This window comes from Pseudomonas sp. ArH3a (genome assembly GCF_022648765.1).
Lineage (GTDB): Bacteria > Pseudomonadota > Gammaproteobacteria > Pseudomonadales > Pseudomonadaceae > Aquipseudomonas.
The window spans coordinates 4,349,386-4,364,149 of record NZ_CP080330.1; the positions used below are offsets into that span (position 1 = coordinate 4,349,386).

Sequence of the window (14,764 nt, forward strand, 5' to 3'; positions counted from 1 at the left end):
ATACCTCAAATTATTCCGTGCGTGTAGCGGGGGTGGTTACGGCCACGTTATCGGCGTTGAACCCGCCACCCAGGGCTTGCATCAATTGAATCGACAGATCGATCTGCGCAGCATTCAGGGTCGCCAACTGACGCTGGGCCTGCAGCAATTGCTGCTCGATACTGAGTACATCCAGGTAATTCCCGATCCCTGAGCTATAGCGCTGAACCCCGGTGTCGTAGGACTGCTGGGCAATGTCCGCAGCGTGTTGCTGGGCCTGGATCTGCCGACCGGTATCACGCAATTGCGAGAGGGTGTTGCCGATATCGCCCAAGGCTTGCACCAGGGTTTTGTTGTACTGGGCCACGGCCAGGTCGTAATCAGCGTCGCGCGCATCGAGGTCGGCGCGCAGGCGGCCGCCATCGAAGATCGGCAACGAAATGGTCGGCGCAATGCTGAAGAACCGGCTGGCCGAACCAAACATTGCATCGCCCAGCAACGACTCGGCCCCGGCGCTCGCGCTCAGGTTGAGGTTGGGGTAAAAACGGGTTTTGCTCGCGGCGACGTTCTTGCTCGCCGCCTCCACCCGCCAGCGTGCGGCGATCAAGTCCGGGCGACGGCCCAACAGCTCGGCCGGCAGCACCGAAGGCACGGCGACGGCGCTGGGCTTCAACACATTCGGGCGGCTGAGCTCGTTGCCACGGTCGGGGCCTTTGCCGAGCAACACGGCGAGGGCGATCTTGGCGCTTTGCAGTTGTTTTTCCGCATCGATCAATTGCGACTGGGAGCTGGCTTCCAGGCTTTCGGTCTGCTGGTACTGGTACTGGCTGTCGATGCCGGAACTCAGGCGGCGCTTACTCAACTCGAGCATCTGGCGGGTGCGCTTGAGGTCGTCGGTGGCCAGGTCCCGCACGATGTGCGCCTGACCCAAGTCGCTGTAGGCCTTGGCCACGTTGGCGGCCAGAGTCAGGCGCGCGGCTTGCTGATCGACTTCGGCGGCACGCGCCTGGCCCAAGGCCGCTTCCCAGGCGGCGCGCTGGCCACCCCAGAGGTCAAAGTTGTAGTTGAAGCTGGCGCCGATGTTACGCACGGTGGCGTAGGCATCGCCCTGCCCCAGCGGGTCCTGGTCTTTGGCCAGGCGCGAACGGCTCACGCCGGCGCTGGCATCCAGGGTCGGCATGCGTGCGGCATCGGCAGCATAGGCCGCCGCTTGCGCCTGATGGGCACGGGCGCTGGCGACTTGCATGTCCGGGCTGTTTTGCAGGGCTTCGTGGATCAGGCCGTCGAGCTGTGGGTCACCGAGGCTTTTCCACCAATCAGCAGTGGGCCAGGCGGCGCTGGACAAGGTCACGCCGCTCAAGGATTTGCCGGTTTGCAGCGTGTTAGCGTCGAGGCGTTGGCCTTGGGTGTCGAGGCCGCTGAAGTTGGCACAACCGGCCATGCTCATCGCCACCAGCACCAGGCTAACTGCGCGTGTGTTCATTGATTACCTACCCGCTGGATGACGATGGCGTCACCGGCAGCTACCAGAATTTTCGTGAGGATTTTTTCCAGGGTTTGCAACTCGCCGGGCTCTAGGGCGCCGGCCAGTTCGTTCATCGACTGCGCGCCGATGTGCGGCAGCATGTCCGCCAAGCGTTGGCCGTCTTCGGTGAGTACCAACTGCACCTGACGCCGGTCTTGCTCGGAACGCTTGCGCGCCAGCAGGCCCTTTTGCTCCAGGCGGTCGAGCATGCGGGTCATGGAACCGCTGTCCAGCGACAGGTTGCGGCACAGCTCGGCCGGGGTGTCGACGTCAAACTGGGCAATGATGATCAACACCTTGAACTGTGCGGCGGTGACGCCGTGGGGTTCCATGTGGGTATCGATAATGCGGTCTTTGAGCAGCGCCGCCCGGCCCAGCAACAGGCCGAGGTGGCAGTTGCGAAAGCTGTCAGGGGTGAAGTGGGTCATCGAAAGTCACCTTATTACTGCCTAGGCAGTGAATGTGTGACAAGATGTTACTGCTTAGGCAGCGAATGTCAAATGGAATTATTAGCTTGCTTGCTAATTTGGCGGCAGGTGGGCTGTAGTCCAAACAAATGTGAGAGCTGGCTTGTCTGCGATGACGGTGTGTTAGTCAATAAATCATCGACTGATGTACGGTCATCGCAGCATAGGTATCTACACATCTTTTTATGGGTTGAGTTCTTTGGTTGTCGCGGGGGCGCGGGGTACATATCCGTTATTTGGGTAACGGCTGCTATGGGTTCCGCTCTTACAGCGGGTCACTTTTGGAAAAGAGCCCCAAAAGTAACCAAAAGGGCTCTTGCCCCACCACTCGGCACCTCGCCTAGGCTCGGTGTGCCCTCACTCCGGCTTTGGACCGTGGGCCGCCGCCATGGGCCATCCTTGGCCCATCGCGGCTAAACCGGCGTCCTGCCGGTTTACCCACGCTCCAAAGCCTGCGTTCGGCCAGCGTGGTTTAACGGGGCGCCTAAGATCAAGATCAAAAGCAGATCAAGATCAAAAGCAAGAGCACGGCGGCCTAGTAGCCGACCTGAGTGGTTAAATCAAAAGCAAAACCGAGGCGGCCTGCTAGCCGACCTGACCTTAGTGGCTGAACTCAATCTAATGTGGGAGCTGGCTTGCCTGCGATGGCATCAACTGGTTATGCCTGATACACCGAGGTGTCTGCATCGCAGGCAAGCCAGCTCCCACAGAAAAACAGAGTGCCACGGTGCTGACAGCTAAACTCGGTCAAAATTGTGGGAGCGGGCTTGCTCGCGAAGGCGGTGGTGAAGTGCGCCCCAGAAGTTGGACACCCGTCCAACTCCTGAGGCTTTTCATGAGCAAATACACGACGCAGTTCAAGCTTTCCGCCATTACCACTTTCCTTGAACAGGGCCGAGGCTTTCGCCGCATAGCCGCTCAATTTCAAATGGATCCCACCTTGCTTCGTCGTTGGGTGGAGGCTTACCGATTACATGGCGAAGCCTGTCTAAGCAGAACCGGCGAACGCTACAGTCCCTTGTTCAAGTTTTCAGTGCTGCAACGCATGTGGCGCGACTCCTTATCTTTGCGCCGCGCAGCGGCGCTCTTCAACCTGGGTAACTCAAGCCAGGTGGGCAGATGGCAACAGCAGTATTACAGTGGCGGTATTGAAGCCCTGGAGTCAGGGAAAAAAGGATCGATTACCGCTATGCCCAAGCCGCCTTCTAAACCGCGTAAAACTACCACCCCACTCACCGACGCACAGCTTGCACACAAGGCATTACTCGATGAACTGCAGTATTTGCGCATGGAGAACGCCTACCTAAAAAAGCTTGGAGAGTTGGGCGAGGCGGTGATGAGGCGAGAGAGAGAAGCGAAGAAAAAGCCCGATTAGTCACTGAGCTCAAACAAGCTTTCCCCTTGAGTGATTTGCTCAAGCTGGTAGGTCTTGCGCGAAGTACGTACTACTACCAACTCAAGGCGATGGGCGTTGCGGACCGGTTTATCTCGATCAAAGCCTCTATCCAGACTATCCAAGACGAGAATGAGGGCCGCCTTGGTTACCGTCGGATGACTTTAGAGCTACGTAAGCAAACGCCGTTGATCAACGGTAAAACGGTACGACGGCTGATGGGAGAGTTAGGCCTGAAATGCACAGTGCGACCGAAAAAATACAAATCGTATAAAGGGCCAATGGGAGAGGTATCGCCCAATATCCTGGCTCGTCAGTTCGAAGCTGAGCAACCAAATCAGAAATGGGTAACCGATGTCACCGAGTTCAAAGTGGCCGGCAAAAAGCTGTATCTGTCCCCAGTACTGGACTTGTACAACGGAGAGATTGTGGCCTATAAGACCGCCGTCCGCCCCCAATACGCCTTGGTAGGCGACATGCTGGAGCTTGCCCTTGAGCGCTTGCCCGAAGGCGCCAAACCCATGCTGCACTCGGATCAGGGCTGGCACTATCGACACTCAAAGTATCGGGAAAAACTGGAAAAAGCTGGGTTGGAACAGAGCATGTCTCGCAAAGGGAACTGCTATGACAACGCCACAATGGAAAGCTTTTTCGGTACCCTGAAGTCGGAGTTTTACTATCGGGAAAGCTTCGACAGCGTTGCTCAGCTGCAGGCCGGGCTGGATAAGTACATCCATTACTACAACCATAAGCGAATCAAAACGAAGCTTGGCGGACTGAGCCCTGTGGCTTACAGAACCCGGTCCGCGGTAGCCTAACCATTAGCTGTCCAACTTTTGGGGCGCACTTCAGTGGGTCAGTTACACATGAGCTGGCTGACCCACCGCCTTCGCGAGCAAGCCCGCTCCCACATTGGGATCTCATTACATCAGCTAGATAGGGTGGTGCTCTGCTTCTGCTCTGCTCTGTTTTTGCCCTGCTTTTGCTTCTACCACTCAGGTCGGCTACTAGGCCGCCGTGCTCTTGCTTTTGATCTTGATCTTGATCTGAGGCGCCCCGTTAACCACGATGGCCGAACGCAGGCTTGAATCCGTGGGTAACCCGGCAGGACGCCGGGTTAGCCGCGATGGGCCAAGGATGGCCCATGGCGGCGGCCCACGGATTCAAGCCGGAGTGAGGGCACACCGAGCCTAAGCGAGGTGCCGAGTGGTGGGGCAAGAGCCCTTTTGGTTACTTTTGGGGCTCTTTTCCAAAAGTGACCGCCGTAAGGGCGGAACCAATAGCCGCCGTTACCACAGCAACGGATATGTACCCATATCTACCTAACCCCGAGTTGCGTAGATACCCATGCCCATCGCAGACAAGCCAGCCCCCACATTTTTTACGGCGTAAGGGTTTAGAAATCCCGCTTGTAGAAAATATCCAGCGAACTGGCCACACCACTGGCCACCTCCAGATACACCTTCTTGCTCAACAAGTAGCGCAAGGCAATGGTGCTCGCCGGCTCAAACACCCCAACCCCATAACGCAGGCTGAGCTTCTCGGTGATCTTGCCGCTGGCCACCACGGAAGTGTTATTGCCGGAGCCCTGGGTGTCGAGGTCGAAGTCCTGAATCCCCAGCTTAGTGGCGATATCCGAAGTCACCCCGGCACTGCCCATCAAGCCCAGGCCCAAGGCGGCTTCGGCGAGCATGTTGTTGTCTTCACCGGTGTTGTTACGCGAACGCCCCAGCACCAGGTACGACAGCGCATCCTCCTGGGGCATGGCTGGCTCGGAGAAGATCTGCGTGGTCGGCTGTTCGGCGCTGCCGCTCAGACGAATACCGGCGGTCACGGTCCTGGACGGCTCGGTGACCACGCGTATCGCTTCGATATCCAGGAACGGCTGGTCCAGCGGCCCTGCAAACAACAGCCGAGCGCGCCGCACGTTGAGCCGCTGCCCATAAGCGCGGTAACGACCGTCGTTGAGCCACAGCTCGCCACGGGTGTCCATGTTGTCGCCGATATGCACCTGGCCCTGCACCTTGGCGGTGAGGCCGAAGCCGGCGAAGTTGAGCTGGTCCTCGCCCACCACCACGTCGATGTCCATGGCCATTGCCATCGGCGGCTTGCCCTCTTCGGTCTGGCTGCCGACGATCAGCGTGTCATCCGACACCTTGACCGTCGACGGTGGCAGTTCACGCACAGTGATATCGCCACGCGGGATGTGCACCTTGCCGGCAATCGCCAACTTGTCGTTTTTAAGGCTGATTTTCAGGTCCGGCGCCACTTCCAGCGCCGCATAAGGCTCCACTGTAACCGGCAGTTTCGAGCCTTGCAGGCTAAGGTCCACCACCAGGGCCTGGCCCCAGTCGATCTGCCCCTTGAGGCTGCCCTGCCCGGCCTTGCCGCTGTGCCAAGCACCGTTCAACTGCACGCTTTCGCCGGCAATCAACGCCTGCACGTTCAAGCCTTCAAGGCTGATCGGCAACTCAGGCCCGGAGACCTCGCCGCCCACCAGGTTCACGCTGCCGTTGACCTGCGGCGCCAGCAACCCACCGGAGATGCGGCCGTTGCCGTTGAGCTTGCCGTTGAGTTTTTCCACCATCGGCACAAACGGCCGCGCCACGGCGAGGTCCAGGCCGTTGAGGCTGAAAGTACCGGTGATCGGCTTGTTCTTCGGCAACGGGTTGATCTGTGCCTGCAACAGCAACTCGCCAAGCTTGCCGCCGCGGAAATTCAGCTGGGTGTCGATGCGCTGGGGATTAAGGGTGGTTTCCAGTTTCAGAGTGTCATAGGGGAAGTCCAGCCACTGGTCCTTGTCCTTGACGCGCAAGGTGCCACCGCTGGCATCCACCGCGATCACACCTTTAGGGCCGCTGGCGGGCAGGTCCAGTTGAACATCGGCATTGAGCTTACCCTGCCAGGCAAAATCTTTAGGCAAAAAAGCCGCCAGACTGTCGATGGGGAATTGCTTGAGGTGGTAGCGCAGCTTCGGCTCCGGCATCAGCCGTTGGTCTTCACCGCACAGGCTTGCAGGGCCGGACACCCAGCAGTGGGCGGAAAAGGTCAGCTTACCGTCGGCCAAACGCTCGATTTTTGCCGGGGCTTGCAGCTTCCAGTCCTGGCCGCCGGCTTGTACATCACCGCTGGCCAGGCGCCCGCGCCAGTTGCCTTTGTCGAGGTTACCGTCCAAGGCCAGGGCCAGTTTGACCAAGGGGCCAGCCAGGTCCAGCTGGACTTTCTGGCTCTTGATATCGCCTTGGGCGCTGGCGGTCAGGGTGCCGACCTGGGTCTCACCGGCTTGGATGCCGCTGCCCTTGAGGTCGATCTTCGCGCGCTGGGCGTTGTCGAGCGTGGCGCCAAGGTTGAGGCTTTGCAGATGGTTATCGGCGAACGCCAGTTGCTGCCCCTTGAGGTCGAGCTTGCCCTGTGGCGCCTTCAATGTGCCGGCGACATCCACACGCCCATTGATTTGCCCACGTAACTGCGGCCACAGCTGGGCTAGGCGCGCCAGCTTGATGTCGATCTGCCCGGCCAGGCGCTGTTGCAGGCTGCCACTGCCGTTGATGCGGTTATCACCTAGGCGGATATCCAGGTTGGCCAGCGTCCATTGCTCACCCGCGCCTTCGGCCTTGGCCGCCAGCACGGCGGTTTGGCCGCGCAAACGGCCCTTGAGATCGAGGTCGGCATTGAGCTTGAGCTGTTCATTTTTGAACTCGCCTTTGCTGCGTAAGGGACCAGCCAAGGTGCCAGGCAACTCAGCGACCCAGTACGCCGGGTTCAACGCCGACAGATCCAGCGCGGTGTCCCAGGCAATGCCGTCGGCAAATTGCAGGTTCAGGTGGCCTTCGGCCTTGCCCTGGCCCGCCGTCAATTTAAGCTCAGGCAGGAAGACTTGCTTGAGGTCGCCACTGAACGGCGTGACCACATTGAACTTGCCGGCCGGGCCGTCGAGGTCGGCCTTGAGGTTGCCCAGGTAGTTGCCGTCTTTGTAGAAGACTTCACCATTAAAGGTGCGCAATGCCACCTGCGGCTCGTCGATCAGTGGGTAGAGGCGGTGCCAGGGGAAATCCAGCCAGTCGATCTTGGCGTCGGCACTGAAGCCTTGTTGCCAGTCCAGATTGGCGCTGAGCTTGAGGCTTTGTTTGTCGCCGGCCGTCAAATCCAGGCCAGCGATCTGCGCACCTTTGGCGTCGACCTTGCCTTGCAGCAGCAAGTCCACCGGACCTTTTTGCGCAGGTAGCACGGCCTTGCCCAGTAGTTGATAGCCGTTGCTCAGGTCGCCCTTGGCGGTGAGGTCCAGTTGATTGAGTTGCAGGGTATCGGGCAAATCGGCGCTGGGTTTGAAGCCGTCGGCGGTGATGCGTAATTGGGCAGGCAGGTTCTCCACCAGCGGTTGCAGCTCGCCGCTGAGTTTGGCGGGCAGGTAGCCGCTGCTGTCGGCATCCAGCGTGAGGGTCTTGAGCAAGTCGCCGTCGACCTTGAGCGCAACCTTCCACGGCGCGCCGCCGGGCGCATACGGCAGGCTCAGGTTGCCGGTGGCGCTCAACGGCCAGTTGCCAGTAGGCTGCAGCAAGCCGGCCAGGTCCAGCACCAGATCATCACGCTGCAAATGCACCGAGTCGATCTGCATGCCCGCCGCCGTCCAATGCGCCGCCAGTTGCAAGCCCTTGAGTTCTTCGCTGCCGTTAAACAGCAGGCTACCGACGCGAACGTCGCCCAATTGGATGGCAACCGGCAACTTCAAATCCGGCAAGGAGATGGGGCCGCTGCTCGGCTCATTGCTCGGCGGGAATTGCAGGCTGACCTGCTCCACATCCAGCTGATTGATGCACAACGTCATGCGCAGCAAGCAGCCCGGTGACCAATCAAACTTCGGTGCATTGAGCTCGACCCGACTGGTGTCTTGCTGCCACAGGAGATGGTCGGCGCTCCACTGACCGCCCAGGTGCCCCTGGAAATTCTCCACGCTCAAACCCGGCACCTGGCCCAAGGCCCAGCGGCTGCCTGCTTGAGTGCCAAGCACGGTCCACAGCGCCAACAACACCAAGGCAAGGACCGCCACAATGGCCAGCCCCGCTATTTTCAAACCACGCATCACAGCTCAGGCCCCATGGAAAAGTGCAAACGAATGCCGCCCGGATCTTCGAGGGCATGGGCCAGGTCGAGGCGAATCGGCCCGACCGGCGACACCCAGCGCACGCCCACGCCCACACCGGTTTTCAGGCTGGGCATTTCCAGGGTGTTGAAGGAATTGCCTTGGTCGATAAAGGTCGCGATCCGCCATTTTTCGGCGATGGAATATTGATACTCGGCGCTCAGGGCCATCATGTATCGACCACCGATGCGGTCACCACGGTCGTTCTCGGGCGACAGCGTCTGGTATTCGTAACCGCGTACGCTTTGGTCACCACCGGCGAAGAAGCGCAGCGAGGGTGGCACGGACCTGTAGCCGTTGGTGGCACTGCCGCCGAACTGCGCACGGCCCAGGAAGCGGTGGTTATCCCACAGGGTGGTCAAGCCTTTGATCGTCGCTGTGCCGTACAGCAGGTTGGTGTCGGAACCCAGGCCTTCTTTGGCAACTTTGGTATCGAACATCAAACGATAGCCATGGTGAGGGTCGATACGGTTGTCGCTGCGCAGGTAGGAATAGTTGATCCCAGGCATCACCAGATTACTGAGGCCCGAGTCATTACCCAGGCGGTATTCTTCGCGCTGGTACTTGAGCGAGATGACGCGTGTCCAGCCGCTGGGCAATTTGCTGTGCCATTCAGGCCCCAGGGTGAGCAGCTTGCTCAGGGTGTCGGTATTGGCGATTTCTTCATTCTGGTAACCACCGGCAAAGCGCAGTTTGTCGGTCAGCGGCGGGTCCAACGGAATGTCGTACCACAGGCCGACGTTTTGCCGTGGGGCCGACAATTCGGCTTCCCAGCCATAGCTGTGGCCCTGGGGGTTGACCCAGTGGCGGGTCCAGTTGGCTTTGCCACGCGGGCCGACGTCGGTGGAGTAACCGAGGCCCAGGCCCATGGTGCGTGGTTTGCGGGTTTCCAGTTGCACCGCCACCGGAATCACATCATTGGCCGAGGCGGCGGGCGTGGCGTCCACGCGCACAGCCTCGAAGAAGCCGCTCGATTGCAGGTTCTGGTTGAGTTCGGCGATGAGTTCGGAATCGTAAGGCGCGCCGTTTTTGAACGGCACCATGCGCTGCAGCAGGTCTTCATCAAAGGGCGTGTCGCCGGCGAAGCTGACCTTGCCCATGGTGTAACGCGCGCCGCTGTCGTAGATGAGTTCGATATCGGCGACGCCCGCCTGGGGATCGACCAAAAGTTTCTGACTGGTAAAGCGCCCACTGAAAAAGCCGTAGCGTGAGGCCTGGTTCTGGATCAGACGCTTGGCGTCTTCGTAATTGCCGTGGTTGAGCACGGCGCCGGATTTGAGTTCGCTGCTTTCAGGCACGCGAAAGGCCTTGAGGCTCGCGGCCTGGCCGTCAACCCGAATGGTCACGTTGCGCAAATGAATCGGCTCGCCGGGGTCGATGGTGAGGATCAGGCGCGGGTTCTTGCCGCCTTTCACATCACTGGCGATCTGTGGCTGATAGAAGCCCAGCGCCTGGGCCGCCTTGCGCGCCTGTTCTTCAGCGCCACGGCTGAAGCGCTGCAAGGCTTCTTCGTCACGATCGCCGACCCCGCCGATATAGCCTTCAATGTTGGCTTTCAACGCGTCGTTTGAGGGTTTGACCCGCACGTCCAATTCGCTTTGCGCCAAGGCGCCGCAGCTTGTGAACAGCAGAATCAAGCCGCTGGTAAATCTTCCTGGAAACTTCATAGGCGCGGATGCTACACGAGCTAGGGAGACTCTTTGAACCCGGATTTATCTGAATAATTCTGTCTTAAGCTGTTGCAGCCTGTAACGCCTGGGGATTTGGGTGAAAAAACACATGTTCCAGGACGGGTCCTACGGCCACTTCACCGATTTCCTCATAGCCCTGGCGCTTATAGAAATCCAGGTAACGTGAGTTACCGGTATCGAGTACCACGCCGTTTGAATGCGGGTCTTCGGCGCACCAATTGTGCACGGCCTGCAACAGTTGCTCGCCGTAGTGTTTGCCCTGGAACTGCGGGTGAATGCCCAGTAGCGGCAACACATGCACCGACTCGCTCGGCAGGCACGCCAGCACTGCGTGATGGTAATCCAGGTAACGCCGCGTGCCGCGCACGCCGGTGCTCAGCCACATGCGCAATTGCCAGGCCCAACTCTCGGTAATGCCCAGGCGCCGCTGCGGTGGCGCGATCAGGGCGATGCCGATCAGCCGGTCGGTGACGAACAGGCCGATGGCGGGAAGCTTTTGGAAAAAATGCTGCTTGACCAATTCACGCACGGTGGCGCGAACCCGCTGTTCATAGCCTGCGCGTTCAGCTTCGAAGATGTAGGCCCATGTCGGCTCATGCCGATAGGCCTGGTAGAGCATGGAGCGCGCCTCGCGGGAATAGCCGCTGTTGAGCAGGCGAATCTCGGCAATGGCAGTCGAAGTGTCAGGCATACAGTGAATCTCCCTGGGCACCATTCAAAAAAGATGGCGTTCTTATGGGTACGAACCTACGCAGCACCAGTCGTTCCCAGACAGTAGCAGTGCATGCGCCCTACCGCCACGCTGGCCCCCGCCTGACTTGTCGGCTAGCATCGCCCTTTTGCCAGACTGGACTGCCGACCATGAAAATCGTCTCCTTCAATATCAACGGGCTGCGCGCCCGCCCCCATCAGCTGGCGGCGCTGATTGAAAAGCATCAACCCGACGTGATCGGCCTGCAGGAAACCAAGGTTCACGATGACCAGTTCCCGCTCGCCGAAGTGCAGGCTTTGGGCTATCACGTGTACTACCACGGGCAAAAAGGCCATTACGGCGTGGCCCTGCTTTCGCGCAAGCCGGCATTGAGCCTGCACAAAGGTTTTGCCACCGACGAAGAAGACGCTCAGCGCCGCTTTATCTGGGGCACCTTCGCCGATGAAAACGGCAACCCCGTGACCATCATGAACGGCTACTTCCCCCAGGGCGAAAGCCGCGACCACCCGACCAAGTTCCCGGCCAAGCAACGCTTCTACGAAGATTTGCAGCACCTGCTGGAAAGCCAGTTCAGCAATGACCAGCCCGTGGTGGTGATGGGTGACATCAACATCTCCCCGCAAGATTGCGACATCGGCATCGGCGCCGACAACGCCAAGCGCTGGTTGAAAACCGGCAAGTGCAGCTTTTTGCCCGAGGAGCGCGAGTGGATGGCGCGCCTGAAAAACTGGGGCCTGGTGGACAGCTTCCGCCACCTCAACCCGGACGTGACTGACCGTTTCAGCTGGTTCGACTACCGCAGCCGGGGGTTTGAGGATGAGCCCAAGCGTGGGCTGCGCATTGACGTGATCATGGCGTCCAACGGCTTGCTGCCGCGGGTCAAGGATGCGGGCGTGGATTACGACTTGCGCGGTTTGGAAAAGCCGTCGGACCATGCGCCGATCTGGCTGGAATTGAGCTGACTCGACTCAATGTGGGAGCCAGCTCCCACCTTTGGGTTTGTTGCGCGCCAGTCACAATATTGAAATCCAATTGACTTAATCTCCCGGCACCCCCTTTGGCTTAAGAAGGTGCCGGCATGATGCTGCGCGTTCTGCTCCTGTTGATCCTGCCCCTGTGCGCAGTGGCTGCTCCCCTGCCCGTTCCCGACCAAGGCCCTGCTCTACGCATTCAGGGTTCCAACACCATTGGCGCAGCGCTCGGGCCCGCATTGGTCAAAGGCCTGATGGAACACCAGGGCCTGCAGGCAGTGCACAGCGAGCCTAGCGACGGGGCCAATGAACAGCGGGTGATCGGCAAGACGCGCCAGGGCAAATCGGTGATTGTCGAGGTGGCCGCCCACGGCTCCAGCACCGGGTTTAGCGCGCTGAAAAAAGCCAGTGCCGACCTCGCCGCGTCTTCGCGCCCGATCAAGGACAACGAACTCGTAGACCTTGAACCCCTCGGCGACCTGAAAAGCCCAGAGGCCGAACAGGTGATCGCCATCGACGGCCTGGCCATCATCCTCCACCCGCGCAACCCGCTGGACACGCTGAACACCGAACAGCTGGCGCAGATCTTCAACGGTGAGATCAGCACCTGGGAGGCGCTCGGCGGGAGCGGCGGCGCCATTCATTTATATGCGCGCGATGATCAATCCGGCACCTACGACACCTTCAAGGAACTGGTGCTGCGCCTGCGCGGCAAGCCCCTGGCCGGGTCGGCCAAACGTTTCGAGTCCAGCGAAGCCTTGTCCGATGCCGTGAGCCATGACCCTCAAGGCATTGGGTTTATCGGCCTGCCATCGGTGCGCGAGGCCAAGGCGGTAGCCATTGTCGATGGCGACTCTCAGCCCATGTTGCCCGTGACCCGCCTGATTGCTACCGAAGATTACCCGCTGTCACGCCGGCTGTACTTTTACCTGCCGCCGTCGGGGCGTAATCCTTGGGCCAAGGCACTCGTGGACTTCACCCAAAGCAGTAAGGGCCAGGCGATTGTGGCAGCCAATGGCTTTATTGCGCAGCAAGTGCAGGCGATCAGCGTGGCGTCGCGCCCCTCAATGCCCGAGGATTATCAAGCCATCGCCCGTGACGCCCAGCGTTTGACCGTGAACTTTCGTTTCGAGGAAGGCAGTGCAAGCCTGGACAACAAGGCGCGCCAGGATTTGCAGCGGGTGGTGGCGTATATCAACAGCCACGGCAAGCTCGACAAGCAGGTCACGCTGGTGGGGTTTGGCGATGCCAAGAGTGATCCGCAGCGCGCGGCGCTGTTGTCGAAGTTGCGGGCGATGGCGGTGCGGCGTGAACTGGTCAAGAGCGGTGTGGTGCTGCGTGATATACGCGGGTTGGGTGCGCAGATGCCGGTGGCGGCGAATACGGCGGATGAGGGGCGGATCAAGAATCGACGGGTGGAGGTTTGGGTGTACTGACCCCTGGGTTGTGTGTTGTAAACACTGGCCTCATCGCGGGCAAGCCCGGCTCCCACAGTTGACCGAGTTGTTCTGGAGAACACGGGCAACTGTGGGAGCCGGGCTTGCCCGCGATGGGGACAACTCGGTCTTACTGCCCGCCGCGCATCAGTTCTTTAGGCACATACTTGCCAATCTCAAACTTGCCAATCGCCGCACGGTGCACTTCATCCGGGCCGTCGGCCAGGCGCAAGGTGCGTTGCATGGCATACATGTAGGCCAGCGGAAAATCGTTGGAAACCCCAGCGCCGCCATGAATCTGGATCGCGCGGTCGATCACTTTCAACGCCACGTTCGGCGCCACCACCTTGATCTGGGCGATTTCGCTTTTCGCGACTTTGTTACCGACGGTGTCCATCATGTACGCCGCCTTCAACGTCAGCAGGCGCGCCATGTCGATTTCCATCCGTGAGTCGGCGATCTTGTCGATATTGCCGCCCAGGCGCGCCAATGGTTGGCCGAACGCGGTACGGCTGACGGAGCGTTTGCACATCAATTCCAGCGCACGCTCGGCCATGCCGACGGAGCGCATGCAGTGGTGGATACGGCCAGGGCCAAGGCGGCCCTGGGCAATTTCAAAGCCGCGACCTTCACCGAGCAAGACGTTTTCGTAGGGCACGCGCACATTGTCGAACAGCACTTCGGCGTGGCCGTGGGGTGCGTCGTCGTAGCCGAATACCGGCAGTGGGCGGACGATTTTCACGCCTGGGGCATCCACCGGCACCAGAATCATCGAGTGCTGCTGGTGACGTGGTGCATCCGGGTTGCTCAGGCCCATGAAGATCAAGATTTTGCAGCGCGGGTCGCAGGCGCCGGAGGTCCACCATTTTTTGCCGTTGATCACCCATTCGTCGCCCTGGCGCTCGGCGCGGGCGGCCATGTTGGTGGCGTCTGAGGACGCGACGTCTGGTTCGGTCATGGCGAACGCCGAGCGGATCTCGCCGCGCAGCAGCGGTTCCAGCCAACGTTGTTTCTGTTCGGCGTTGGCGTAGCGCACCAGCACTTCCATGTTGCCGGTGTCGGGTGCGGAGCAGTTGAACGGCTCCGGGCCCAACAAGGAGCGGCCCATGATTTCGGCCAGCGGCGCGTATTCAAGGTTGGTCAGGCCGGCGCCCAGTTCGGATTCGGGCAGGAACAGGTTCCACAGGCCCTCGGCTTTTGCCTTGGCTTTCAGCTCCTCCATGATGGCGGTGGGCTGCCAGCGGTCGCCTTCGCTGACCTGGCGTTCGAACACCGGCTCGGCCGGGTAAACGTACGTGTCCATGAACGCAGTGACACGTTCACGCAGTTCCTGAACCTTGGGCGAATAGGCGAAATCCATGAGCAGCTCCCTTCTCTGAGAGGTTGTTTAGGTCATGCAATCGATGCTAGAACAGCGCTGATAATTTACCTAGCCTATTCTCGGCGTGTA

At 60.0% G+C, this 14,764-nt stretch carries 8 protein-coding genes and 1 pseudogene; 3 read left to right on the forward strand and 6 right to left on the reverse strand.

The window, feature by feature from the left end:
- Positions 1 to 10: 10 nt before the first annotated feature.
- Both K0P33_RS19795 and K0P33_RS19800 read right to left on the reverse strand, forming a co-directional pair.
- Complete coding sequence (locus K0P33_RS19795; RefSeq protein WP_094952917.1) at positions 11 to 1,462, reverse strand: efflux transporter outer membrane subunit; 1,452 nt, start codon at positions 1,460 to 1,462, stop codon at positions 11 to 13.
- A complete protein-coding gene (locus tag K0P33_RS19800; RefSeq protein ID WP_177018411.1) occupies positions 1,459 to 1,932 on the reverse strand; it encodes a MarR family transcriptional regulator in 474 nt (157 codons plus the stop codon). The genes K0P33_RS19795 and K0P33_RS19800 overlap by 4 nt, the downstream gene beginning before the upstream one ends.
- 874 nt (positions 1,933 to 2,806) lie before the next feature.
- Here K0P33_RS19800 and K0P33_RS19805 point away from each other — a divergent pair.
- A pseudogene (locus tag K0P33_RS19805) lies at positions 2,807 to 4,182 on the forward strand (IS3 family transposase).
- 578 nt (positions 4,183 to 4,760) lie between these two features.
- Here the strand turns inward: K0P33_RS19805 and K0P33_RS19810 are convergent.
- The 3 genes from K0P33_RS19810 to K0P33_RS19820 all read right to left on the reverse strand — a co-directional run bounded on the left by K0P33_RS19810 (position 4,761) and on the right by K0P33_RS19820 (position 10,886).
- The gene (locus K0P33_RS19810; RefSeq protein WP_242150694.1) at positions 4,761 to 8,444 is read right to left on the reverse strand and encodes a translocation/assembly module TamB domain-containing protein; all 3,684 of its coding nucleotides are present in this window, start codon (positions 8,442 to 8,444) and stop codon (positions 4,761 to 4,763) included.
- Entirely contained in the window at positions 8,444 to 10,171 is a 1,728-nt protein-coding gene (locus K0P33_RS19815; RefSeq protein WP_094952538.1) for an autotransporter assembly complex family protein, read from the reverse strand. The genes K0P33_RS19810 and K0P33_RS19815 overlap by 1 nt, the downstream gene beginning before the upstream one ends.
- Positions 10,172 to 10,235: 64 nt before the next feature.
- Entirely contained in the window at positions 10,236 to 10,886 is a 651-nt protein-coding gene (locus K0P33_RS19820) for a GNAT family N-acetyltransferase (protein WP_094952537.1), read from the reverse strand.
- 170 nt (positions 10,887 to 11,056) lie between these two features.
- Between K0P33_RS19820 and xthA the strand changes: the two genes are divergently transcribed.
- On the forward strand, positions 11,057 to 11,869 hold the full coding sequence (gene xthA / locus K0P33_RS19825) for an exodeoxyribonuclease III (RefSeq protein ID WP_242150699.1): 813 nt from the start codon (positions 11,057 to 11,059) through the stop codon (positions 11,867 to 11,869).
- Between the two features lie 116 nt (positions 11,870 to 11,985).
- Positions 11,986 to 13,314, forward strand: a complete 1,329-nt coding sequence (locus tag K0P33_RS19830) for a phosphate ABC transporter substrate-binding/OmpA family protein (protein WP_242150702.1) — start codon at positions 11,986 to 11,988, stop codon at positions 13,312 to 13,314.
- Positions 13,315 to 13,444: 130 nt separating this feature from the next.
- Here the strand turns inward: K0P33_RS19830 and K0P33_RS19835 are convergent, their stop codons facing one another.
- Positions 13,445 to 14,674: an acyl-CoA dehydrogenase gene (locus K0P33_RS19835; protein WP_094952534.1), complete on the reverse strand. Its 1,230-nt coding sequence runs from the start codon at positions 14,672 to 14,674 to the stop codon at positions 13,445 to 13,447.
- Between the last annotated feature and the right edge of the window lie 90 nt (positions 14,675 to 14,764).